This window comes from Ruminococcus sp. 8Y-12, from assembly GCF_058119865.1.
The window spans coordinates 4,519,148-4,544,814 of the sequence record NZ_CM176623.1; the positions used below are offsets into that span (position 1 = coordinate 4,519,148).

At 46.8% G+C, this 25,667-nt stretch carries 14 protein-coding genes; 3 read left to right on the forward strand and 11 right to left on the reverse strand.

Annotation, left to right across the window (positions count from 1 at the left end; genetic code table 11):
- Positions 1-5 precede the first annotated feature (5 nt).
- Positions 6-2,843 carry an ATP-binding protein gene (locus AC0THY_RS18470; RefSeq protein WP_489992044.1) on the reverse strand — a complete coding sequence of 946 codons (2,838 nt, stop codon included), beginning with the start codon at positions 2,841-2,843 and terminating at the stop codon, positions 6-8.
- Between the two features lie 167 nt (positions 2,844-3,010).
- A complete protein-coding gene (locus AC0THY_RS18475) occupies positions 3,011-5,488 on the reverse strand; it encodes a GH36-type glycosyl hydrolase domain-containing protein (RefSeq protein WP_489992045.1) in 2,478 nt (825 codons plus the stop codon).
- Between the two features lie 198 nt (positions 5,489-5,686).
- Here AC0THY_RS18475 and AC0THY_RS18480 point away from each other — a divergent pair, with 198 nt between their 5' ends.
- Entirely contained in the window at positions 5,687-6,427 is a 741-nt protein-coding gene (locus tag AC0THY_RS18480; RefSeq protein WP_489992046.1) for a helix-turn-helix domain-containing protein, read from the forward strand.
- 159 nt (positions 6,428-6,586) lie between these two features.
- Positions 6,587-6,967 carry an SMU1112c/YaeR family gloxylase I-like metalloprotein gene (gene gloA2, locus AC0THY_RS18485; RefSeq protein WP_489992047.1) on the forward strand — a complete coding sequence of 127 codons (381 nt, stop codon included), beginning with the start codon at positions 6,587-6,589 and terminating at the stop codon, positions 6,965-6,967.
- A 167-nt stretch (positions 6,968-7,134) separates the two neighbouring features.
- Here the strand turns inward: gloA2 and AC0THY_RS18490 are convergent, their stop codons facing one another.
- From AC0THY_RS18490 to AC0THY_RS18520, 7 genes are all read right to left on the reverse strand, one after another.
- Entirely contained in the window at positions 7,135-11,475 is a 4,341-nt protein-coding gene (locus tag AC0THY_RS18490) for an NPCBM/NEW2 domain-containing protein (RefSeq protein ID WP_489992048.1), read from the reverse strand.
- Between the two features lie 26 nt (positions 11,476-11,501).
- Positions 11,502-11,813, reverse strand: coding sequence for a hypothetical protein (locus AC0THY_RS18495; RefSeq protein WP_489992049.1), 312 nt, complete (start codon positions 11,811-11,813; stop codon positions 11,502-11,504).
- Between the two features lie 11 nt (positions 11,814-11,824).
- Entirely contained in the window at positions 11,825-13,348 is a 1,524-nt protein-coding gene (locus AC0THY_RS18500) for a cytochrome c biogenesis CcdA family protein (protein WP_489992050.1), read from the reverse strand.
- Between the two features lie 101 nt (positions 13,349-13,449).
- Entirely contained in the window at positions 13,450-14,493 is a 1,044-nt protein-coding gene (locus AC0THY_RS18505) for a galactose ABC transporter substrate-binding protein (RefSeq protein WP_489992051.1), read from the reverse strand.
- 22 nt (positions 14,494-14,515) lie between these two features.
- Complete coding sequence (locus tag AC0THY_RS18510; protein ID WP_489992052.1) at positions 14,516-15,469, reverse strand: sugar ABC transporter substrate-binding protein; 954 nt, start codon at positions 15,467-15,469, stop codon at positions 14,516-14,518.
- Positions 15,466-17,268, reverse strand: coding sequence for a sensor histidine kinase (locus tag AC0THY_RS18515; protein ID WP_489992053.1), 1,803 nt, complete (start codon positions 17,266-17,268; stop codon positions 15,466-15,468). Before AC0THY_RS18515 ends, AC0THY_RS18510 begins: the two co-directional genes overlap by 4 nt.
- 30 nt (positions 17,269-17,298) lie before the next feature.
- Positions 17,299-18,909 (reverse strand): response regulator, encoded by a 1,611-nt coding sequence (locus AC0THY_RS18520; protein WP_489992054.1) that lies wholly within the window; start codon positions 18,907-18,909, stop codon positions 17,299-17,301.
- A gap of 289 nt (positions 18,910-19,198) precedes the next feature.
- On the opposite strand from AC0THY_RS18520, the gene AC0THY_RS18525 reads away from it, so the two are divergent.
- Complete coding sequence (locus AC0THY_RS18525) at positions 19,199-20,533, forward strand: MATE family efflux transporter (protein WP_489992055.1); 1,335 nt, start codon at positions 19,199-19,201, stop codon at positions 20,531-20,533.
- Between the two features lie 39 nt (positions 20,534-20,572).
- Here AC0THY_RS18525 and AC0THY_RS18530 read toward each other — a convergent pair whose 3' ends face one another.
- Both AC0THY_RS18530 and AC0THY_RS18535 read right to left on the reverse strand, forming a co-directional pair.
- The gene (locus tag AC0THY_RS18530; RefSeq protein ID WP_489992056.1) at positions 20,573-23,800 is read right to left on the reverse strand and encodes a nucleoside hydrolase-like domain-containing protein; all 3,228 of its coding nucleotides are present in this window, start codon (positions 23,798-23,800) and stop codon (positions 20,573-20,575) included.
- A 269-nt stretch (positions 23,801-24,069) separates the two neighbouring features.
- Positions 24,070-25,572: an ABC transporter substrate-binding protein gene (locus tag AC0THY_RS18535; RefSeq protein ID WP_489992057.1), complete on the reverse strand. Its 1,503-nt coding sequence runs from the start codon at positions 25,570-25,572 to the stop codon at positions 24,070-24,072.
- Positions 25,573-25,667 lie beyond the last annotated feature (95 nt).

Here is a 25,667-nt window from a genome sequence, read left to right on the forward strand (position 1 = left end):
TCCTCCTATGACAGGCCGTCAAAGTCACCCTTGACTTCCCTTACCGTATTTATCAATAAGCTGTACAAATGGTCTATATTCACTGGTTTTGAGACAAAACCGTTCATTCCTGCCTCCATAGCAGCTTTCTCATCCTCCTTAAAAGCATTGGCTGTCATGGCAATAATGGGGATAGAATGCGCATAATGGGAATCTATCTCCCGAATGGCTGCTGTTGCCTCTAAACCATTCATCTTTGGCATCTGTATATCCATAAGGATAACATCAAAGGCATCCTTTGATTCCTGTTCAAAGAGCTCCAGAGCAGCCTTCCCGTCCTGAACGCGAACCACCGCTGCCCCCTGCGCTGACAGTAATGCCGTCACAATCTCTGCATTTAAATCATTATCCTCCGCCAACAGGATCTTCATCCCCTGAATCCGCCCTTGCTCCAGCGACCGGGCATCTTTCGCCTTCTCCTCTAACCTCCCTTTGGGCAAAGTGACGGTAAAATAAAACTCACTTCCAACCCCCAGCTGGCTTTCCAGTTTCAGTTCTCCGCCCATCAGATGTACAATGTTGCTGCTAATAGCCAGGCCGAGGCCCGTCCCCTGGCTTTTGGAAAAGTTAGACCCCAACTGTTCAAAGCTTTTAAAAATCTTATTCTGATCTTCCGGTGCGATTCCGATTCCGGTATCACTTACCCGAACCGTATAGATTCCCGCATCCGGTGCAGATGCCTTCTCAACAAGCTGAACCGTAACCTTACCCCCGGCAGAGGTAAACTTAAAGGCATTTGACAATAGATTTACAATTACTTGCCTCAGACGAATGGCATCCCCCACCACAATCTCATCCTGAATTTCCTTTATCACTCTAAAATCAAGCCCCTTTTCACTGGCTTCTGTGTTTAACATTCCTTCAATATCACTGAGGACATCACTGATCGAAAAGGGCTCACTGGCAATCTCCATCTTTCCGTTCTCGATCCGGCTCATATCTAAGATGTCATTGATAAGGCTTAAAAGATACTGGGAGGAAGATTTGATTTTCGCCAGATTTTCTTTTGCCTCCTTTGGCAGGTTCTCCGACAGCTCTGTCAAGTCCGCAAGTCCCACAATCGCATTCATAGGCGTACGAATCTCATGACTCATACGGGAGAGAAATTCACTCTTTGCGCGGTTATCCGCCTCGGCCTTTTCCATCCCGCTGCGCATCACTGCAGCATGCAGGCGGGCTCTTGAGATAAGAATTACAGCAATTAGAACCAATATAAGCACCACTGCCACAATCACAATGGACAACCCTGGATTCGCATGCAGGAAACTGGACAGATCCATCCTGGTTTCTCCGATGGATACCAGATTCTGACTGCTGATCGTGGCCTTCTCCTCGCTACTGAGATTGTTGATTGCCTTATTGATTATGGATAAAAGCTCCGGGTCTGCAGGGGATGGGACCGCAAAGTCGATTCCCTGACTGTCATTTACCATATTTACCTGCACCAGATTTGTAAAAACATTCTGCTGGATAATTGCCTCCAAGCGTGAGGATATGTCATAGACAAAATCCATTTTGCCACTGTTGACATAGGAGAGGGCTGTCGTGATATCCGAGTAATAATGCACTTTGTCTGCCATAATATATTCCGGCATTTTCTTTCCCTCTAAAATGCCCCCTGACAAGCCTTCGTCAGGATAACTGGACTCCTTATTTCTCACCATGATAAAATTAATGTTTACGTAAGAGGATGTCAATGCCATACCCTGCTCTCTGGCCTCCTCATCGGAGCCGAGATAAAACCCCAGCATATCCGCCTCTCTCCTCTGCACAGCTTCAAGAGCTTGCACATAGCTGTCATAATATTGAAATACAAACTCCAGATCAGAGAACTCTGAAACCTTCTCTAAAATGTCAGGTACCAGACCATTATGCCCATCACTGTTTTCCAGGCAGAAAAAGGGGTGCCAATCGTACGGTATGGCGACTGTCACTTTCTTCTTTTTTTGAATATAGGCCTCTTCTTCCTTGCTCAAAACAACGTACTCACTGGTTGAATTGGGGAAATTTGCCTCATATGCTTTCTGAGTAAACTTGGGATCCGCGCCATAGATCTTCTCCAGAGCCATGTTTAAAGCTTCCAACGTCTCCTGGTCATCCGGCCTGGTCACTATGTAATGAGGCTGTGAGTCAAAGGAAGCCGCAACATAGAACTTTCCTTCTGCATCCGAGCTGTTCCCCAGAAGAAGATCCACCTCACCGCTTTCCAGAAAGCGGTTGAGATTCCCAGCAGCGTCTAATTCCTCGTAGGTGTATTCCTTCAGTGTACAGTCCAAATTGTTCAAATCCAGATAAATTTGAAGCCTTCGGATGTTCTCCTTTGCACGATCATACACACCGATTGTTTTTCCATTGAGCGAATTGAGATCAAAGCTTTTAATAGTGTCATCGTCCCTTCTGGCCAGGAGAATCAGTTTGGTGTAGCCGCAGTTGTACTTGGGATAGCCATAATATTCCTCCGCTCCATCTATATAATACTGGCCACCCATCAGGTCGAATTTCCCATCTTCAAAAGCAGCAATGATTTCATTGTTATTCACATCAACATACTCATATTTCCAGCCAGTGTATTTGGCAACTTCATTGAGGATATCCACAACAATACCCGTGCGTTTTCCCTCCGGAGAGGTCATAGTATAACCATCCGACTGGGGAAATGCCACACGGAGCACCTTCTGAGTGTTGGCGCCTTCCGATGCCCGGCAGGAAAAGACCGGGAACAGGAAAAGCAGAGCTGCCAGCAATATTACAGTAAAAGCCGTTCGTTCCGTATAATATTTTATACGGGAATATTTTATTGTCATCTAAATTCTCCTTTGCCAGAAACAGAGCTATCGCATTTTTAAATTATAGCACAGTTTTCTTCCCTTTTCACTATCAAAAACGATCCTGACATTTTTAACGCCAAAAGAGGCCGGCGCATAAAAACGTCAGCCTCTTTTCATGATAAATTACTGGCCTTTAAGAAATATCATCCACATCCCATTTCAAGAACACTTCCACTGTGCAGCTCTTCATATGGAATGTAGTAAACCGCTCTTTCTGTAAACGGGTCTTGCAGACGCGTCGATACCTTTTTTCCATCCAAGTAAAGCTGATTCCCGTTTTGCCGGATACGAAGCGTTAGCCTTTTCTCCCTCACAGAAAACCATACCTTTACGTCCCCCAGTTTGGAACTGCAGCAGGGATCAATGACCAGGCCGTTCAGCTCCGGCTTAATGCCCAGCATCCAATTGTAAACCATCCGCAATGCCATGGAAATGGTCCCTGTGAGGAAGGCCATTCCTCCCCTGTTTTGGAAAAGCGGAATCTTCTGCCAGCAGTTTACCACCGCGTAGGGCGGGGTCATCGCCTGTGATGTGGGGTGCTTCTCCATATCAAAGGGCAGCATATATTTCAAGACCTCAAGCAGCTCCTCTTTCTCACCCACAGCGGCCAGACACCTTCCAAAAAAGCCGTGGGAGCCGTGGTTGTAGGGAGCGGCGTTTTCAAATAATCCCATCAAACCATCACCGGACCCGCTGCGTCCTACTTTTTCCATGGGTGCTCTGCCGATAGGTGGGGAAAACAGCTTGTAACCAGCATCATCCAAAAGCCCCTTTATGACCCGAAGCGTACTTTTCTGCATCTCACAATCCGCCGCACCGGAAAGGATGGCATACGCATTTGCGCAGATATATGGCCTGGACTCTCCATCGGGATCTCTGTCTGAAAAAATCCACTGCCCCGCATCCGTATATACGCCATTGAAAAAGCCTTCCCCGTTGTACGCGTGCTTCCGGATAGCCCTCCCGAAATCCTCCTGTTTTTGATGCCACAGCTCCATGTCATAAAGATCACAGTCCATGTTTTCAGCGATCCTGATTAAAAAAGTGACTGCCATAATCACCTGGCCAGTTACCATCACGCTCTCTCCTTTTCCCTCCAGACCCGCCCGGTTGACCGCGTCCAGCCAGTCTCCGCCACGGATTTTACACAATCCATGTATGCCTATATTTTCCTCCCTCAGATAATAATCAACAGCCGCGACCGCATGCTCCATGATTGGAGCAGGTCTGTCTGAGTCAAGCCACAGACAATTCTCCCGCAGAAGATCAAAATCCCCTGTCACACATAGGTACTCGTACAAAAACTCCACCACAAACGCACCGCCGTCCACAAACTCCCTCAGATCATGCTTCCCCCTTCTCCCTTTTGCAGAAATCTGTCTGGGAAACCAACCGTCTGTCTTTTGGCACTCAAACAGCAGCAAAAGCATATCCCTTGCCCACTTGGGCTGAATGTAAAGTTCCCCCATAAAGTCATTGGCACAGTCTCTGACTCCCCGCATCCCGGTGGGCCACCCTCTGTCCAGGGAAGCTACCCAGTGCATCTGCAGAGGAAGCCATGTATTCACGTAGTGATCCAAAAAGGAGTCAGAAGTGTGTATGCTGCGCATATGAAACAGATTATCGAAAAATGCTTTTCGGTCCTGCAATTCTTTTTCTCTTGTCTCCCTGTCAAACAGATACAGCGGCCTTTTCACCCTTTCCAGACTCTGCAGCCCGCAGCCGGGTTCATTGTCCGGACTGCTAAGCACCTGTTGGAACACAAAGCGGGAACCCGATTGTATTTCAATCCGGTACCTTAAAGCATAGACCGGCGGATATCCATAGATCTGATTTTTATCGGTCTCCTCCCCGTACCTGCCGCAGTCCTCAGGTGTCAGTCTGAGATCCCCGCAGAAGACAGACTCCGGGCGGTAAAAATCCCCTGCCCCCATCCATTTTTCCAGTGATATCTCACATCCCTGCAGATTCTCCCTGCTGCTCCACAGTATAGCGGTGCGGCGGTTCTCTTTAATGGAGGAAGAGTCCAACAGCCTGCTCCAGAAGATTGCCTCCTCCTCCATTCCAAAACCTGTTTTCAGATACCACTCCCCCTTGTCCCAGGGTGCAAGCTGCGCAGGGTTTACATAGGGAGCTAATACGGGCGTAATATTTAGGGCAACCGGACCAGGCCGATTGTTTTCCACCTCAAATTCCATGTGTATGTGAGCTCCCCTGTTTGGTACAAAGAAGCGCGTCCTTATCCTTAACCCTTCATATTCGTAAGTGTAATCTGCTTCGTAAGGTTTAAAGGTGATCTTTAAGTTCTCCGGCGTCTGGCGGGGGGCCCCATGTACTACAGGCCTGAAGAAGTTCGTAAAGGGCTGTCCCTCGTTTATCTCATCCGCCTGCATCCAAATCAGCCATTTAGAAAATTTATCGTCCTTCTCCCTCTTAAACAGCAGAATATCCCCCGGAGGGCGAAGCTGCGCATTTACAGGACCAAACTGATCCAAACGCAGCAGTATGTCCCTGTTTTGAAAAATATATTCCCACGAAGTCTCCATATCCAGGCTGTTTATCTCATAGCCTGCCGGTTCATCCATCAGAAAACGTCCAAAAATCCCGTTAACATTATCCATCCCCTGCACCATCCTATTCTTTGATTTAGCGTAACTGTTCATTGTCCTGACAGCTGCGTCCTAACTATGTTTTACCATAAATAACATTTTAAAAAATACCTCTATATTGCTGTTTTTTATATTTATCCGCTATTACTTTTGTGATATGATAAATGTTATTACAAGACCTGCAGAACATTATTTGGAGGTTATAAGAAAATGTCTGTTTTTTATTCTGATTCACTGGACTTTTTGGACAAGCGCACAAAGAGGATTTTGGCAGAAATGAGGGAATCCTTTGTTCCCCATACGCCCTATCAATACGAGAAAAATATGCTGACTGCCGTGAAAAACGGAGATCTCGCGGAGGCGGAAAAATGCACACGTCTTTTGGATACCACCGGAAAGGGCGGTGTGATGTCCTCTGATCCTCTGCAGCAGGCTCAGATACACCTGATTTCACACATAACACTTATCACAAGGGCGGCTCTGGAAGCCGGCGTCACAGAGGATCTGGCGTACGCCATGAGTGACAGCTATATTCAGATCGCGCAGGGATGCACCTCCCCGAAGCAGTTGATGCAGCTCCGTGACCGGTCTGTGCGGGATTTTACGGGGGCAGTCATGCACCTGAAAAATTCTCCCCCCTGTTCAAAGTCTATAAGAGCTGCCATCAACTATATGCACCGTCATCTCCAGGAAAAAATCACTCTGGATCAACTGGCCCAGGCTTCCGGTCTGAGTTCCGGGCGTTTCTCCCATCTGTTTAAGGAGGAGACAGGCGTCAGTCCTATGACGTACCTGCTTAGGATAAAAATGGAGACTGCTCAGACTATGCTCTCCTTCTCTGACTATACTCTGTCAGAAATCAGCACAATCCTTGGCTTTTCCAGTGAGAGCCACTTTATTCAGGCATTTAAAAGACACTGGGGGATGACCCCGGGAAAATTTAAAAGATGAATATCAAAAGGCATCGCACAGATTGGCATCCTCTGAGTGGTCACTGGATCTAGCTTCACCATTTCCACTATTCAATCATTTGAAAAGCTGTGATTTAATTCTTTACAATACAGTCAGAGCATTTTATAATATTTCGTATAAATTTAAGAGAGGTGTAAAATGCATTTTCAAGAGATACATCACATTGCAATTATCGGAAGTGATTATTATAAATCCAAGCATTTTTATGTGGATTTGCTGGGATTTGAAATAATCAGAGAAAATTACCGGGAAGACCGGGATGATTATAAGATTGATCTGAGATGCGGTGAACAGGAAATTGAGCTGTTTATCATAAAGGGTGCGCCGAAACGTCCCAGCTATCCGGAAGCATTGGGATTGCGGCATCTGGCATTCCTCGTAGAGAATGTGGAAGAGGCAGCGGCAAACTTGAGTATGATAGGTATAGAAACAGAACCCATACGGGTGGATGAATTCACTGGCAAAAGAATGACTTTTTTCCAGGACCCGGATGGACTCCCCTTAGAAATCCACGAATAAGAGCAAGGTATCATTGTGGACGATTTTTTAAACCATTCCGGGAGATGCTCTAACCTTCTCTCCGCTTTGGCCCTGGACCTCCTCAAGAAATATTGTTTTGAACAAAAACACCTCTAAAGCAATGATCCGCTTTAGAGGTGTTCCATATCTATCCGCTTTTTCCTGTCTTATCTTTTGGTTTTTACTTTCTTGCTTGTACCATAAATGCTGCTGTAACTCTTTTTAGATACTTTTCGGTTAGCCTTGACAGCGTAATAGTAAGTCTTTCCCTTTTTGGCTTTTTTGTCTAAGAAATTTCTATTTCCTGCCTTGACTGTTTTCAGTTTCTTCCATTTGTCTTTCTTTCCCGTACCCTTTCGGTATACGGTATAGCTCTGTGCTCCCGTCACCTTCTTCCAGGTGACCTTGTTTTTTCCCTTTCCGGCAGACTTTGCAGTTACTTTCGGTGCCGCAGGCATCGCCCTGCCAACCACAGCTTTTGAGAGTTCACCGTAAACCCTTTTTCCGTCAATGACGCGGTATGCTTTGACTGCATACTGATATTTACGGCCTGTTACCGCCCTTGTGTCCCGGTAACTGCAGCTCTGTAAATCCTTTAGTTCCTTCCAGTTTTCTTTCTGGTATTTCCGGTAAACCACATAGCCGGATGCATCTTTTACAGAGTCCCATTTGACCTGTACCGTCTTATACCCTAAACTTTTTGCCTTTACCTTTGGTGCATTTGCTGTCCATTTCACGTTTGGCTCTGTACCCGGATTGGTATCCGGCTCGGGTTTGGGGTCCGGTTTCGGTTCCGGTTTGGGGTCCGGGTCTGGTTTCGGATCTGGGTTTGGGTTTGGATCTGGGTCCGGGTTCGGCTCTGTATCTTCCTGCCCTTTTTTCTCAGCCCGAATTGTAGCTGCTATAGCGTTTTGCCCTGTAAGACTTACTTTTACCGGTTCAGCAGTATAGCCGTCATTCTCTGCAATTTTAACTGTATAGGTTCCGTATGGAACTTTTTCAAACGTATAGCTGCCGTTCTCCTCTGCCTGTGTTTGAAATACTATCTCTCCTGCCGTATTCAGCAAATACACGGCAACACCTTTCTCAGACATCTCCGCTCGGCTTAAATCAATCTTTCCGCTAATCACATTGGCCTCAAACTCCGCGCTGACAGTAATATCCTCTGTCAGTTTTTCCACATGCAGCGTATTATCCTCTGAAATGACTGCCTCTTGTCCGTTTAACAAAACTTTTCCGCAAGTAAAACCCGGATCTGCTGTAAAAGTAAATATCACACCTTTTCCATCCTCTACGGAACTGCCGTTTGCCACTGTCTCATTATCTGATTTCGCTGTGACGTTTCCACCGGAAGTGCTCTGCATCTGAACAGTGTGTCTGACTACTTCTTCTCCTGCAGATGTTTTTCCCAAGACTCTCAATTCCATAATTACCGTGGCGCCCCACTCATATTTTGTCTTTGTCAATACAACCCGCATAGCAGTTATATTCTGGGCTTTCTTTTTTTCATCCGGTGTCAGGAAATATCGATTGGTCTCAATCACGTTTTCCGCTTTCTCCCATGTCAGTCCGCTCCAGGTGGACAGTTTTTCAAAGTTTTCTCCATCTTTAGAAATCAGGATCTCACATTCTGTTGCACCTCTGAGTGCACCATAGGAAGTATCAAATTCCAAACTCTCGATATCCTTGGGTTCTGTCCAATCATACTGAAGATATCGGACGGATTCTTCCTGCCCTTCTAAAATAGCAAATCCATTTTTGGTTACATCCACATCATCATTATTTGCCATCTCGGGACCGGAATTCGCCGCTGTCTGAGCCGGAGAGCTGGCTGCAGCTTCCAATGCAATGTTTGTGATATCACCAGGGGCTACCTCACCTACATTGACAAACTTTGCATCTGCCCAATCCCCGTGGTCGTAAGAATTTGTATTTCCGCCATCGGTTACTTTAAGCAGCAGCTCCCTGCAATTTTTTATTAAAACATCAATATTTACTTTCGGTCTCTCCATATTGACCAGCCCTGAATCATAAACCTTCACTCCGTCAGCCCATAGTTCAAAGGTTACCTGAGGCGGCTGGTAAGCTGCTCCTGTCTTGTTGTAATCATCTATCGCTTCGTCATCAATACCTGCCGCTGCGGTGAAACGGTAGTTCTTGCCGCCAAGGTATACTGTAATTTCACTCTCTGAGTTAGTCCCTACTCCCTTTTCGTAGGTCTCCCCGGCGATGGTAATTGCATTTCCGCCGATTGACTTATTTCTGGCCGGCTGTGTTTTCCAGCCATCCTTTGCGCTGACCCATTCCATATCTCCCAGATTCAGCTCGTCCTCCGGTTCCGGCAGTACGGTGACCTCTTTTACGAAAGATTTTGTCTGTACTTCCGTCTCCCCTTCATAAATGTAGCTCAAAACAATCTTGACATTACCTTTTGTTTTATCTGCCGGTGCGGTCACTTTCCAGGAATACGTGCTCTGTTCTCCAAATACCAGGCCCTCCTTCTCACCTGTGCTTATTTTTTCCGCCTGGAATCCCTCAGGAACCTCCAGGTCCACACTGATATCCTTCATGGTAGTATTGCCCATATTGTTGACATTTGCACTTACATCGAAAATTTCCCCACAGCTGACCAAATTCTCGGAACTGCAGTTAAATCCTGTCAATTTGTCACTTTCCCCTGCCTGAGCCGCTCTCACACGGAAAACTTTCACTCCATGTCCCGGAATTTCTCCTGAATTTAAAGTATTTGAGACAATATCGGTATGTAAATCGGATGCCCACAGATCCGTTGCTGCATATACACTGGTGGAAGGCAGTTCAGCCCTTGCATCATCCTTTGATGCCTGACTTAAATCATAGTCAGCGCTGACCGTTCCAGTTCCTCTGTTAAAGAAGCACACTGCAATTTCCTGGTTATCCAAAGGTTTTACAAGGATATCTACATTTTTTTCCTGCGAAACACGCTTACACTGCAGTAACGGCCACTCCTGATTCAGTTTAATGAGTTCCTGATTCGTGACAATATCGTAAGCTCCATTGCAGGCCTCCCGGTCAATGCTGCCATCCTCTTTGACAAACTTGCGCACATCATTTCCAAGTATAAGAGGTGCCGAAAGCATACACCACAGGGTAAAGTGGGACTTGTTTTCCTCCTCGCTCAGGGTACCGTTCCCCACTTCCAGCATATCCGGATCATTGTAGGCCCCCGCCTGCTGGTGATTCCACAGCACAGCGGCTTGATCATACTTGCTGACAATGGTATCCCAGTTGGAATTTATGTCTCCTGATATCCGCCAGGAACTTGCAAAATCCTGGGCCCAGGTCCATGGCTGAGTACGTCCGTGTTCGCATACGGAGTAAAAAATCGGCTTTTCTTCCGTGTTATTTTCCTTAGCCACCTGCGCGGTAGCAGTCTTCAGGGCATTTCCCATCTTTGTGTATCTGCGGATAGAATCCTCCTTCTGTCCTTTGATGGGATTATGAATCTTAATGGTGTTGGTTCCTTTTTTCAGATCTACGTACATCTGTTGACGGCCGGTGTTGCTCCAGCCGCTGGTGGGAGCAAAATTTGTTTCATAGGTGACATCACTATTCACCACAACCTCAGCGTACTTACCTTTCGAGTAAGTTTTCCGAAAACCTATGGTCAGCACATAGCGTCCGTCCTCCGGCACCTCAATATGCTCAAAGGTCACAGATCCGCCTCCCTTGTTCAATCCGGTCACATACCAGTCCTGTTTGGATGCATTTCCTTCAAGTTTCGCATCTTCCGCCTCATATTTAACGGTTTCCGGGGTGTTGGCTTTTGCCACTGTAATGTAATCCACCTCCGGTGCATCCGTGATATAGCCGGAGTCCACATCCATATCCACTACATGGCAGTAATCATATTTCAGATATTCTACCCCCCACTCGGCAAAGGTCCTGGCATCTGTCTCCTCATGACCATAGCTGGCTGTTAAATCCTCACAGGTATAATTTCCGCTGGAGCTGTAGAGTCCTACTTTCAGAGGATGTTTGCTCTCCTCCCCTGCCAGACTGTTTAATTCCTTGATAAACGCAGGGCCGCTGGGGAATCCTGTCAGGTCAAACTGCATTCTTCCGTTCTCATCACGCATGGAAGACTGCCAGCAGTCATCCATATTCAAATAAACATAGCCGTATTCATTCAGCCCGGAATCAATCAAGGCATGACCTACTTCTCTGATCTTGTTTTCATCAATATTCTGGCGGAAACAGTTCCAGGATGACCACCCCATCTGCGGCGGGAGAATATTGTCTGCATTCGCAGGTTTTGCCGTTCCCTCTTTTGCCCCGCCTTTCATCTCTCCTTCTGTTATCACATATGGAGATTCCTCCGTCACCTCCTGCACCGCACTGTGCTCTGTCATATGTGCGGACTCTGGCTTGCTCTCTCGTGACGGTTCTGCAGCCATGACCGTACTCTGGCCGCAGGACATGGCAAGTGCCAGAAACAGGCAGCCAAGCCTTTTCATTCTTCTCTTCATTTCCTTCTCCTCCTGAATTCTTTCGATTATTTATCTGAACAGCAGCTGATAAAGCAGGCATCCCTATCCAGGTCCAGATAACTTCTGATCTCGCCTGGCAGCCTTTCTATCAGTACCGGTTCATTCTCGTTCCATATCACTTTTTTTATCTCCTCCAAAAGCCGGACTTTCACCGCATTTAGGTGAAGATAGCAAGGATTGGCATCATCAAAGTAAAAAATGCTTTTTTGTATAACGGCCGTTTTAGACAGCGGTAACGCCTCCGGCTCATAAGCGGCAATCCTGTTCTTCTCATGATTATAAATAATATACATCTCGTTTTTTCTCTGCCTTTTCACAAACAGCCCTCCTACATTATAAACATCAGTACCGCGAAAACCAAAAACAGGATGCCGTAGATCAGTTTGGCCGCCGGAATTTTCTTTCTGGACATCTCTGAGATGGAAAACAGTTTGGCACTGCGGTCCGCTGCTACAGTGATGATGACAAGAGGTATGCACATGCAGACCAGATAAACCAAAAACTTTAGAAATACAGACCATTGAAAGCTGCCCTGCCGCCCCATCACATACAGGATGGATGCCAGATACAACTGTCCGGTGCACAAAAACTCCCCTGCTGACACGACAATACCCGAAACAAATACCAGTCCTGTCAAAAAATGCGTATCCCTGTTCAAAACTTTCTCCAGATACTCCTGGTGAAACCTTTTAAAGCTTCCCGGAAGTTGAAGCCGCATCTTCCCATATTTCTCCTGCTTTGCCTGAATCAAATCCCAGAAACTCAGCAATGCCAGAACGATAAATACCGCCGCCAGCACCATGCGTAAAATCTTTTGGGCCGGACCAATAACCAATTCCCCCACTTCACTGATCACAGAGCCGAACACGGTCCCAAGCAGCAGATACGTTACCAGCTTTGCCATGATAAATGTAAGTCCCAGTTTCAGTATTTTCTCTTTTTTTGCAAGGATTAAGGACAGGAACAACAGAAGCACAGACAAGCCGCAGGGATTTATCCCATTTGCCAGCCCCGTCAAAAGTAAAATGCCCCAGTCCCTCAAAGTGAATTTTTGTTCTCCACTGTCTGTTTCCCGATAGGTTATGTCCTGCCAGCCTCTGGCCTGTCCACTCTCCAAGACCTTTGGCAAGCCATCCCGGATGTCTTCAAAGCCCTGGAGGTACCCATTTTGATAAAAAATGGCTGGTGCTTTCCGGTCCTCTTCAGGCACCTTATACTTTTCATAGAACCAGTTTGCAAGCGGAACATACTCCAGATTTCCGATATTGACATATACAGTTTTTACTCTGGACTCCTCCTGCCCCTCCACATACACAGTCTTGTCTATGCCATCCATATAGCTCTGTACCTTTTCACAATCCCCGCAGGATGGCATATAAAAATAAACAAGAAAGGTACTGGATGGATCAATTCCCTTCATCGATTCCACAACCTTTTGGGGACCTGCCTGTCCCTGTACCGTCTGAATCATCACATCTCTGGAACGTTCCGTGATTTCATCGAGGCCAAAAAGGAAGTTATCTTCGATCTTCAAAAGGGGCGGCTGAGGATAAAAATCCTCTGTCCTTTTTCCCTCTGTCAATTTCATAAATTCCTGGTAAAACTCATCCTTACTCACATCTTTCAGTACAAAGGTGTATGCTTCCTCCCCTATCACATCAGATATGTTTTCCTTAAACTCTTGTTCAAAATGCTCTCCCTCTGTACAACTGTCACAGGAATTATAATAATAGTATTCCACAGTTACTTTTTTCTCTGCCAGAACCTTCTGTCCTGCCGCAAAAAAGCAGAGAAAAAACAGTAACAGGCATAGCGCCTTGCCAAACCGTTCTTTTTGATACGTTCCTCTCATAGCTCTCATCCAACCTTTATTTTCTATGTATAGTATATAAAATCTGTCGGGATATTTATATACAATATTTTTATCAGAACCCTCGATTTTTTTATCACCTGCTATTCTTTCAGGTCTTTTTTCGTAACGGTATAATGAGGAATAAATGCATACTTTCCCTTAAGCTCCGGTACCTCCTTCTCTGGGTCCCTGCCCTGTACGTAGGCACATGCGATCTGGATTATCACTCTTGCCTGTCCGTCGGCATCATTCACCACTGTCCCCTGCATATGTCCCTGTCTGATCTCTTCCTTGGCATCCTTGCCTCCGTCTATACCCACAATCAGCGGTCCTTCCTCCAACATTTCTTTTTCCTTCAATGCTTCAATTACTCCCATTGCCATTTCATCGTTGTTGCTTAAGACTACCTCAATGGAGTCTCCGTATCGATTCAGCCAGAGCAGCATCTGTTCATAGGCAGGGGAACGCATCCAGTTTCCGATTCCCCTTTCCAGCCTCTGCATCTCAATTCCGCTGTCTGTAATGGTTTTTAGAGAATACTCGGTTCGGATCAGGGAATCCTGATGGGATTCTTCTCCCTCCAAAATCACGTACTGCAGTTTTCCATCTCCATTTTTGTCTATTGCTTCCGGAGCGTCCTGGTAGGCATCCACCACCATCTGCCCCTCCATTTTCCCCGCCTCCCTTGCATCTGTACCTACATAGCAGGTCTTCTCCCAAATGAGCAGATCCTTCTCCACTGGTTCTCTGTTAAAGAAAACGATGGGGATATCCGCTTCCTTTGCCTTATCAATAATCGTGGAGGCCACTGTCCGGTCTACCATATTGACACAGATTGCGTCATACTTTCCGCTGATAAAGGTATCCACCTGGGCATTTTGGCTTCCCTGACTATTTTTTGCATCCACAAGATTCAGAATGATTTTTTTCCCAATCTCTTCCCCCACCAGCTTCGCCTGTTTTTCCAGAGCCACTGCCATAGATGAGATGAAGGCATCGTCCCCCCGGTAGATGACCACTCCGATTTTAATGGCTTCCTCTTCCTTTGCGCTGAATCCACGAAAAACCACAGTTCCGATCAGCAGCAATACAACCGGGATCAATGCCATACAAACAATTTTCCACGCTTTTATCCTTTTCATCATATCCTCCTGTCACCACTCCTGCCTATTGCACCAGAGTAAACAGCATTCTCTGGTTTTCCGGAGTATAGATTTCATCCTTATTGATAATCGAAGCCATAACCTCTTTCTCCTGTCCTCTTCCCTGTATCGCCTGCTGTACACTCAAGTACCCCACGCTATAGGAATTGATAACACCTACTGCCTGTATATATCCGTCTTCCATATCCGCAATAATCTGATTGTTTTTTCCAATCCCATATACCAGCACCTCCCTGGGAATTTGATCCCTCCGCTTAAGCCTTCCAAGCAGTTCCAGATTTCTGCTGCCTGCACTTAGGGCCACAGCCGCATGGATATCTCCTTTCTTCAGACGCTCGGTAATCTGTTTCTGCCTCTGCTCTTCATCCCCTGAGAGCACAAGATACTCTATCTCACAGGCCCCTCCAAGCCCTTCCTCAATTCCTTTGCAGGCTTCTTTGTCATCCTGAAAAACAAGGGGTTCTGTCACCAACAGTACCTTTCTGTTCTCCTGGTTTTCTTTCATTATCTCGCAGGCCATATCTTTTCCAAGCTTTTTGTGGTCACAGGTGATTTTGGCAAAATCATCCGAATCTGTAAATCCGGCATTCACCAGTACCACGGGAATCTCCTTACCGCATTTTTTAAGCTTTTCCAGGACTGCTTCCTCATCCACCGGTTCCACCAAAATGGCATCCGTCTTATTTTCAATCTCCTTTTCCAAAAGATCCACCATATCTGAGGCACTTCCCGTGTTATTCAAAAACTGAACCGTAAGCACTGCGCCAAAGTCCTTAGCCCCCTGCTCTATCCCTTGTTTCAGCGAAGTTCTATTGTACTCCTCCGCACCCTCTCTGCTAAAAAAGGAAACCTGGGATACATTTTTCTTTTCCTGTTTGTTTGTCAGGAGAAAAAAAACAAGGATACAAATTAGACTGCTGACCAGCAGGACAATTGTATATATTTTTTTGCTGTTCATCCAAACTCCCCCTGTTCACCCTGATCTATGGAGACCAATGGCAGACAGATGCGCACGATCGTGCCCTCGTCCGGCTCACTCTCCAAAGTAATTCCATAGTCCTCTCCATAATACAGCTTAATCCGTTCCTGTACATTGGAAAATCCGATCCCGGACCCCTTCCTCCTGCTGGATTTCAGCGTACCATTTAAAAGGTTCTCTGTCTGCTCCCGGGTCATCCCCGGTCCATTGTCTTCCACTTCCATGAAGAGCTTCTCATCCCTCTTGTATGCCCGCACACAGATTTCTCCATCCCCGTACATATATTCCATTCCGTGATAAATGGCATTTTCAACAAGCGGCTGTACAATCAGCTTGATCGTTGAGTATCTTGCCACATCCTCATCCATGCAAATCTCAAACTCAAACTTATTTTTGTACCGCATCTTTTGTATAATCAGATAGTTTCTGACATGCTCTATCTCCGCTTCCACCGGAATAATATTTCTCCCCTTGCTCAGACTGATGCGGAACAACTGAGCCAGCGCAGTAATCATAGTCACTGCTCCCTCATATCGTTTGCTATCAATCATGGCAATAATAGAGTCCAGTGCATTATAAAGAAAATGTGGGTTAATCTGAGACTGCAGCACATCCATCTCGCTCTTTCGCTTTCCCTCCTGCTCAGCCACGATATCTCTCATCAATTTCCGCATATTCTCCGCCATAGACTGCAGGGTCTTTCCCAGGTGACGTATTTCATATGTACCATTTACTGAAATGCACCCTTCCATATTGTGTTTTTCCAGCTCCCTCACGGATTTTTCAAGCTGCTTTATGGGATTTGTGACTCTGGAGGACAAAAACAAGTTTACGAGAATTAAAAATACACTGGCGGACAGCGCAATTAGCCAAAAAGAATAGCTGCTGTCTTTATAGAGGTTCGTAATATCCGATTTAGGAGACACACCTACTATTTTCCATCCAGTGTATCCCATGGTTTTCACTGTAACTGCCCGTTCTTCCCCCTCAAACATTTCCATATGGCTTCCATCCGAATACCCGGCTGCCGTGACATTGTTTTCCTTGATAATGTTTCCGTAAATCAGCTGTAGATCCGGGTGATAGATAATCTCCCCGTTCCCGTCCACAATATAGATATATCCGGATTCCCCCAGGTCCACATCCTTGCAGCTTTTTTCAATCCCGGTGAAATTCATATCTACCAAAAGTACTCCCCGCTCAGCCCTGCCGTCGCGGATTAACTCCACAGAACGGCTCAGTGTAATCACCCAATGGTAAATATTATCGGAGTTTACAAACAAATTTTCCACATGCGGGGCTGAAAAATGTACGTTTTCAATTTCCTGCCCTGCCTTGATAAACCATTCTTCTTTTTTAGGGGCAGCCGAGGATTTCATTCTGGAAAACGGCTGTGCTGCAATGATCTCTCCCTCATCCGACAGAATAGACATACTGACCAGATACGTCAGATTTGCATCGTAAATCAGCTTCATTTTATCCCTAATGTCTTTCTGAGCTTGTCCAATGTCACTTCCCTTGATAATGTTATAGTAAACAACATTGGAGATGCTCATCATATTGTGAAGGTACTCATCCAGATTCATATTTACCTGTTCCAGCACGATCCTGTTGTTTTCCATTACCAACTTCTCTGTGGAATCTGTAAATCTTTTGCTGAACCCCAGTGTGACTATAAGCATCACGGTGACGGAGACCAGAGTAAAGGAGATCGACAGGATGAACTGCAGGCTCTTTTTATAGTAGATCTTTTTTATTTTTTCCCAAAGCTTTCTCATCCGCCTCAAATATACTTCCTTTCTATAATACTATACAGTTTTTGTTTGTCTGCTGCGGTATCTGGAGGGGGATAAGCCATATTTTTTCTTAAACACATAACTAAAGTAGTTGGGTTCACCATATCCCACTTTTGCAGCAATCAGGTAGGTCTTGTCCGAAGTCGTCTCCAGGAGATGCACCGCGTGCTTCATGCGAACATCTGTGAGATAGGAAACAAAATTAATTTTCTCCTCTTTTTTAAAGACCGTGGAAAAGTAAGCGGTACTTACATGCAGTTGCTCGCATATTTTCTCTGCCGACAAGTCCGCGTCTCCATAGTGCTCCTCCACCAAAGCTTTCGCTCTGCTGACAATCATCTCTCTGGAGTCCATCTGCTCCTGCCGAATGGCATCTGCAAGCTTCAAGCAAAGCCTGGTAAGCCACTCTTTCATCTGCTCCAGTGAATACATCTGCATCACTTGGCTGATATGGTCCAACTCTTCCCGGCAGATTTCTCCGTAGTCCATGCCCATACCCAGTATAGATGCCAAAATCTGCAGAACATACACCTGATACAATCCAAAAGGCATGCAGGAACCCTCCAGGTCTGTGAAAAGCTGCTGGATCTTGCTCTTTATGACCTCTGTTCTTCCGAGTTTGATTGCTCCCAATAATTGCTGTTCCGTACTCTGGTTTGGCACCACCCGAGCATTGTGATCCGGTTCGATATCATGGATATAGGTCGCGTACTCCCCGTCTTTGCAGAGCAAAGTCCCATACTCCAAAGCGCTGTTTGCTTCCTGGTAAGAGGAATGCACTGCCTCTGCCTTTTGATACATGCCTCCAATCCCGGCGGTTATAATCCTTCCGGTAAATGTCCTGGCATTTTTGCACACCTCATTCACTTCATTCATCAGCATCTTTATCTGAGACTCCCACTCTAATTCTGTGATAACCACAACATGATCCACATAGATAAAGCTGTGTATACCATGAAATCTGCCCAAAACTGCATCCACTGTCTTTTTCAGGGCGATTGGAATCAGATTCTCCGGCGTTTCCTCTTCCTTGCGCTCCTCACAAGTCAAAGAAGGATTCACCCTGAATGTCACCACAGTGCGAACGCTTCCTCCCAGTTCAATCTGGTACTGTCTGGCTTTTTCACTAACCTCATCCTTAGAGATCCTGCCCTCCACCCAGCTTATGTAAAACTGTTCCCGCATGATCGGCAGGCTCTTCACATAATTTTTGCGCAATTTTTCTATATTCTGCTGTTCTTCTACTTCCGCATCCATCTTTTTTCTCAACATATCCAGCGTTTTGGACAGCTGAGAGGCTGATATTGGTTTCAGCATGTAAGCTTCCACATTCAAAGTGATGGCCTTCTGTGCATACTCAAAGTCATCAAAACCTGAGAAGATGATTATTTTCACAGTGGGACGAATTTCCACTGCCTTTTCTACAAACTCCAGGCCGCTTAAAAAGGGCATCCTTATGTCTGTCATAATGACATCCGGCATCTCCTTCTCCAGCTGTTCCAATGCCTCCATTCCGTTTTCCGCATAGGCCACAATTTCAAATCCCAGTGAACTCCAATCCACCCTGTACGCCATACTTTCCCGGATTTCCTCCTCATCATCCGCTAATAATACCCTATACATTCTTTGTTTCTCCTTCTCTCTTTCTCATTTTTACTAATTTTAACATAGTTTGTACATATTTGCCCCATTTTCAGACGCCTTTTTACAGAAAAACACAAATTATTCCCATGAATATGAGTATTGACTTAACACTCTAATTATGATATGAATAGAGGGTAATTGCCGCCGGGTAACGCGTTACCCCATTCCGTTAGGCCTTAGAAGGAATGGGAGTGAGGCGTTTTTTTGTTATCGGATATTTTTTGAGTTCCTATAAAGCGGTCAAAACGATGAAAGAGAGAAATGAACTATGAAGTATACAGCTTGCTTTAAAAATTTTGTAAAATACTCTTCACTGAACGTGCTGGGCATGATCGGGTTGTCCTGTTACATCCTTGCAGACACCTTTTTTGTGTCCAAAGGATTGGGCGCAGAAGGACTGGCTGCCCTGAACCTGGCCATCCCCGTTTACAGCTTTATCCATGGCAGCGGTCTGATGATCGGCATCGGAGGAGGCACAAGGTATTCCATTCTAAAGGGCCAGAATAAAAGAGAGAGTGTAAATCAGATTTTTACAAATGCCGCTGTGTTTACGCTCTGCCTCTCAGCCCTTTTCTTCCTGACTGGTATCCTCTTTTCCGGATCTATCGCACATGCATTCGGAGCCCAAGGTTCTGTTTTTCAGATGAGTAAAACCTATATTCAGGTCATTTTATTGTTTGCTCCTGTTTTTATGATGAACAACCTTCTCCTATGCTTTGTGCGAAATGACGGAGCACCTCAGCTTTCCATGGCTGCTATGATTGGCGGAAGTCTCTCCAATATTGTTTTAGACTATCTCTTTATCTTCCCGCTGGGTATGGGCATCTTTGGCGCGGTATTTGCCACAAGTATGGCGCCCATTATCAGCATGATGATTCTCTCTCCCTATTTTCTGAGAAAAAAGAATCAATTCCGGCTAAACCGGTGCAGGATATCCGCACATTTACTGCTGCATACTATCTCCAGCGGTCTGCCCTCCCTGATTACTGAAGTTTCTTCCGGAATTGTCATAATTGTATTTAACATGATTCTTATGAATCTGGAGGGAAATATCGGCGTGGCAGCTTACGGAGTCATAGCCAACTTATCCCTGGTGGTGATGTCCATATATACAGGGATTGCACAAGGTATCCAGCCCCTTATCAGCGGCAGCTACGGAAAAGGATGTGCCTCCGATGTGCAGGCCCTCCTGCGCTACGCCCTGACCACTGTGCTGGTCTTGTCAGCAGCAATTTATATAGGTGTCTTTTTCGGAGCGGACACGATTGCCGGAGTCTTCAACAGCGGACACGACCCTCTCCTTCAAGGCATTGCCGTAGACGGGTTGAAATGCTACTTTACTGCCTGCGGGTTTGCCGGGATAAACATTATCTTGTCCGTTTACTTTACCTCCACGGACTGCCCGTTGCCCGCTCACGTGATCTCCCTGCTGCGGGGGTTCTTTATCATCATTCCCCTGGCGTTTCTGATGTCTGCCCTTATGGGGATAACCGGCACATGGTTTGCGTTTCCGGTTACCGAGTGCCTGGTCAGCATGGCCGGAGCCCTGCTCTACGTCTATGTAAAGAAAAAAAGAAGCTCAGAAAAAGGCCGCCCAATTTAATGGACGGCCTTAAAATATTTACTCTGTTTTTCCAAAACGTTACATTACTTCTTCCATGGACTCGCTGCCAGCCCCCATGGTCTCTTCCTCCTGCTGTTCTGTCTCTTCATCGTTCGCCTCTGCCTTTGGCTGGGCTTTGCCCGCCACAAATGTCAAGCGTATAACGCCGCGTGCGCCGCCTCCATCTTTGGCTGTTGCTGTGATCATGATCGTTCCCGCCTTCAGCGGTGTCACCACACCGTTTACCACAGTGGCAACAGACGGATCACTGGACTCCCAGTTCAAATTATCTGCGGGCATGGCAGGTTTAACGGTTGTCACCAAAGTCACAGGAGCTCCCAACGGCACGTTTGAAGGAGTGATTCCCTCAGGCGCCGCAAGTGCGACACTGGATGCAGTCATCTTAGCGGTCAGTTTTATCTCCGCGTATTTGCCGCTTCCGTCATTGGCTGTTGCCCGGATTGTGACAGGTCCGTCACCTTTGACAGTCATTGTTGTATAAATGGATGTGCCGCTGGCATAATTGGAAACCGTCATAATGCTCTCATCGCTGGATGACCAGGTCACGCCCAGTCCCGGCTTTGCAGGTTCAAATTCCACCCAGAGCTGTCTGTCCTCGCCTCCAAGATTGGAACGGACGATATTTTCCTTCGCAACTGCTTTTGTGGCCTTCACGGTCATGGAGTACTCCTTAGATTCCCCAACGGTTACAATAACACGCTGGTTATAAGTTAAGCTGTGCTCTCCGTCATCCTGAGCAGTTGCGATAATGTGGAAGGTATCCCCCCTCTTGGCATCCGCCGGGATGGTGAAGCTGGCGATATCTGAGTCTGCTCCGTTGATCTCCAGAGTCTCATTTTCCGCGGAACCGTTGATATCCTTGCCTGCCTCATAGTAATGCCACCAGTTGACGCTTACATAATCCCCGTCTGGATCTGAGGTCTTCGCGTGCAGCTGTACCCGCTCACCGGGCTCGGCCGTGATATCCAGCCCCTCCTCAATGGTAATGTCAGGTCTGTGGTTTGCATTCTCATATTTGTTTTCAATACACCAGTCCGCACGAACTGCAAAATCATGCTGCAGATACTCTGTCCATCTAAGCTGTGCATTTTCTACTCTAGGGCTGGATTTGGCTCCCTCGGTTGTCACATAGTCTCTTGCGCTGGAGTAGTAGTGAGGCAGTGTCACACCGTTGAGGACTTTCTTTGCAGGTATATAGCGTCCGGAATAACCTCCGTAGTTCCATGCCTCCTCATCTCTCAGTCCTGTGTCAAACAGGAAGAAGTAGGTGGGTGAATCACCTTCTGAGATGAAATGGTAGCGCTCGTAAGCAGTTCCTGCCCACCAAGCCGTGCTGTTAAGCATATCCTCATTGGTACCAAACTGGGCTCCCGGCACTTCGCCGTCCAGATAGGTTCCGTCTCCCCAGGTAACATACTGATCAAGCAGCGCTCCATGGCCGTAGTCCAGGTGCTCTCTCATCCACTCTCCGGACAGAACACGCTGCATCTCCGGTGTTCCCTGCCCCCTGGTGCTGTAAGCGAATACGCCAAAGCCGATTGTCACAAGCGTCATGTCAGGATAGGCAATGCCAATGTACCTGTCGTAAGTCTCATCCTGTAACCCACATACATTCAGAACTACCTTTTTACAAATTTTCTTATAAAGTTCCGGCCACTCCGGTGTGTCCTTGTACTCATCCTCGATCTCTTTCAAGGCAACCGCGATGGTATTTGGTCCTCCCCAAGCCTGGATATACAGGGTTCTGGGATCATCATCCAGAATAGCCTCTTTGATCAGGTCAGATCCCTCTGTGGGGCCGGTCATATCTCCCCTGAAGCCAATATTACCGATTTTGGTAATACTTCTCAAATAATTGGGTGTTGCATATCCGGGATCATGTACAACCAAGTTGGAGTAGACCTCTTCATACCCATTCAGCAGGTCATTGAGCCACTCTGTGCCTGGCCATCTGTAGGGTACCTTGCCTGCTTCATAATAGGCATCCTCGCTGCCCTGCCAGTGAATCGAGGAGCTGCTCTGCACAATCCCTGCAAAATCCACCTCATTTGCGTACAGCAGGAACCGGATCAGGGAATCCCTGTCATCCACCTCACCGTCTGTAGTAACAATCGCTCTTGGACGGGGATCTCTCTCCAGGTCCAGGTTTACGTTCAAGTCAAAGGATTCCTTTATATTGCTTCCATCCACGGTTTCCACTGTGATGGTGGTAAATCCCTGAGCCTTTGCTGTGATCAGGCCTGTCTCTGAAACTTCCGCTGCATAGGGATCTGAGGATGTGTATTTCAGCGTCTGTATGGAGGCGTTGGCCGGAGATACGGCTGCATTGATCTGCATGGTCTGACCGGCTGCCAGTGTCGTCTTATCCGCTGCAACGTTCATATCGGACGCAAGTACCGGGTTTACCACTACCTGAAGCTGCGCGGTCTTATTGCTTCCGTCTGCTGTTGTGACTGTAATCACTGCGCTACCTTTCTTTACCGCTGTGATCAGTCCAGTGCCGGATACGGTTGCCACGCCTGCATTGGAAGTGGCGTAGGTAACCGCCTTGTGGGTGGTATCCGCTGGCAATACGGTTGCCGAAATCTGGGAGGTCTGTCCCTCTTTCAGTCCTACTGCTGCCTGCCCAAGTGTTACGGACTTGGCCAATACGATTTTTTCCTTAACGGTTATTTTACAAGTACTCTTTGCCTTTTTACCTGTCATTGTAGCCGTAATCACAGCAGTACCTGCCCTGAGCGCCTTGATCTTCCCCTGGGAAGAAACCGTGGCTACCTTCTTATTGCTGGATTTCCACTTCAGCAGGGATTTCGTTCCCTTTGGACTAAATTTTGCTTTGAGCGTCTTGGAATCCCCTGCTGTCATGGCAGCCTTAGACGGCAGTTTTACTTTAGAAGCCGCTTTTGCCACTTTGACCTTGCGGGTTACTTTTGTTCCCTTAACCGCAGCAGTTATCTTCGCCGTGCCGGCCTTTTTTCCTGTTACAACGCCTTTCTGGCTCACTGCCGCCACATTTTTGTTGCTGGTGGTCCAGACTACTTTTCCGGATTTCTTCTCTGCCTGGAAAGTCAGTTTCTCCCCCACAGCAATCGTCTGTGTCTTGCTGGGTGTCACTTTCAATTTTGCAGCTGCCGCCTCAGCAGTGCTTCCCGCGCCCAGTCCCGGCAATCCGCACACTGCCATGCAGAATACCAGCAGCAGTGCAATCCATCGTTTACCTGTCTTCATTGTTTGTTTTGCCTTCATTTCTTGCCCTCCCATTTAAAATTTTTGTAATGCTAAAGATGTTATCCCAATACCTTCTCTCGCCCCCTTTTGCTAAAAATTTACATACTTTTATGTAAATATTTTATCTACATACACATATTAACAAAAGCTCTGCCGGAAAAATATAATCTTTCTGATAGAAAGTAAAATGATTCCGATAAGAATGCACTGCGCGTCGGATTCCTGCACAGCCAAAAACAGCACTTCCGCAATATCACGGAAATGCTGCTCTCCAATTTCATTTACATTTATTTACGCTTTTTCCACTCTTCGTATTGCTGCCGTTTCTTTTCAATCACCTCATCCATTCCATTGTCCTTCATCTCTTTTTGCATGGCCTTCAAGCCCTCCCTGGGATTGACCAAGCCGTTTTCCAAGACCTGTTTATACCGGTTGTATATCTCCGTCAACACAGCGTACTCTGTAGACACCTTACTCACGTCAAAGTTAAACCCCAGGTCACAGCAGTGGATCGCATTCTCATTGAACTCTCTCATGTCCTGCCAGAGTGTCAGCGGATTTCCCTCCCAGACGTGTGTGATGAACTGGTTGGGCATTTTCCATGCATTGTTGACAAAGGGATTCCCTCTCTCCACATCCGCGTAAGTGATGTGTCCATCCTCTGTCTTTACATAGTGGACCCCCTCCACCCCATAGCACAGTAGGTTCATAATGTCCGCATCTGTGTAGAACAGGTTTAAAAGCTTCATGGACTTTTCCGCGGACACTGTGTTTTGTGTGATTGCCCACTGAAAGGCAGAAATGGAGTTATAGCTGATGGCATCCTCCCCCAGCTGTACGCACACCATTTCCCTGCCGCTCCCAATCTCCTCCTGGGCAATGAGTCCGGGTCTGCCCTTGGTGGTGTAAGCGAACAATTCCCCGTTTCGCACCCTGGTGAAGAGATCCTCTGTCTGCCCTAAGATATCCTGGTCCAGATATCCTCTCATATACCATCTGCGAACCATCAGAAGGGCATCCAGGTATTCCTGGGTTTCATACAGATTCACCAGCTCATCGTCTCTCCCGTAATCCATATGGGCGCCCACCCGCAGTCCCCCTCCTAGTGTAAAGTAAAGATGTGCCAACATGGTTCCGGCCCCTGAAGCCAGGACCGTCATGCCGGGTTCCCCCTTTTTGACGGTGTCAAAGACTTTCTCTAAATCCTCTATACTGCGGATCTCATCCGGATCAATCCTGTATTTATCCAATATATCTTTGCGCAGCATATAGGCGTTGCTCCCTGCCGCATAGTCCCGATTATTCGGCACTCCGTAAAGCTGTCCATTGATCCTGCATGCGTCGATGGCGGATCTGCCCAACTGCTCGATGATACCCTGTCCATACTTGTTTAAGAGCCCATCGATTGCAACCAGCTTGCTGTTCATATAGTTTTCCAGGAACATGTTGCTTGAGGCCAGCGCAATATCCAGCTGTTCATTTCCAGCCAACATCAAATTCACCCTGTTATTGTAGTCAGAGGGCGCCACCAGCTCCACCTGAATCCCCAGCTTTCGTTCTGTTATCTCATTTAACTGCTCCAGCATCAGCTCTCTATCCTCCTCCGGAATCCCGGAGGCAGAGACAGCCACCACCAGACGGTCGTACTCAGGCTTTGCTTTTGCAGGCCCCGTTCTCTGTTCCAGGGGTAGTTTTGCCAGGGCTGCCATACAGAGCAGTCCTGTGACCAGGCACAGAATCTCTGCTGTCTTCTTTTTGTTTTGTAGTTTTAACTGGAATGGAATCTTCATCTTTTCCTCCCCGTTTCTGTCACGGTAAAATGTGGTACCCATTGCTGGTACCCCGTATTTTATGGCGCAGCTAGTGCGCCTCGTAAGGGTCACCA

Bases quoted from the DNA above. Each gene is read 5' to 3' on its own strand.
- AC0THY_RS18470 (WP_489992044.1), bottom strand. From the start codon at position 2,843: ATGACAATAAAATATTCCCGTATAAAATATTATACGGAACGAACGGCT.
- AC0THY_RS18475 (WP_489992045.1), bottom strand. From the start codon at position 5,488: ATGGATAATGTTAACGGGATTTTTGGACGTTTTCTGATGGATGAACCG.
- AC0THY_RS18480 (WP_489992046.1), top strand. From the start codon at position 5,687: ATGTCTGTTTTTTATTCTGATTCACTGGACTTTTTGGACAAGCGCACA.
- gloA2 (WP_489992047.1), top strand. From the start codon at position 6,587: ATGCATTTTCAAGAGATACATCACATTGCAATTATCGGAAGTGATTAT.
- AC0THY_RS18490 (WP_489992048.1), bottom strand. From the start codon at position 11,475: ATGAAGAGAAGAATGAAAAGGCTTGGCTGCCTGTTTCTGGCACTTGCC.
- AC0THY_RS18500 (WP_489992050.1), bottom strand. From the start codon at position 13,348: ATGAGAGGAACGTATCAAAAAGAACGGTTTGGCAAGGCGCTATGCCTG.
- AC0THY_RS18505 (WP_489992051.1), bottom strand. From the start codon at position 14,493: ATGATGAAAAGGATAAAAGCGTGGAAAATTGTTTGTATGGCATTGATC.
- AC0THY_RS18510 (WP_489992052.1), bottom strand. From the start codon at position 15,469: ATGAACAGCAAAAAAATATATACAATTGTCCTGCTGGTCAGCAGTCTA.
- AC0THY_RS18515 (WP_489992053.1), bottom strand. From the start codon at position 17,268: ATGAGAAAGCTTTGGGAAAAAATAAAAAAGATCTACTATAAAAAGAGC.
- AC0THY_RS18520 (WP_489992054.1), bottom strand. From the start codon at position 18,909: ATGTATAGGGTATTATTAGCGGATGATGAGGAGGAAATCCGGGAAAGT.
- AC0THY_RS18525 (WP_489992055.1), top strand. From the start codon at position 19,199: ATGAAGTATACAGCTTGCTTTAAAAATTTTGTAAAATACTCTTCACTG.
- AC0THY_RS18530 (WP_489992056.1), bottom strand. From the start codon at position 23,800: ATGAAGGCAAAACAAACAATGAAGACAGGTAAACGATGGATTGCACTG.
- AC0THY_RS18535 (WP_489992057.1), bottom strand. From the start codon at position 25,572: ATGAAGATTCCATTCCAGTTAAAACTACAAAACAAAAAGAAGACAGCA.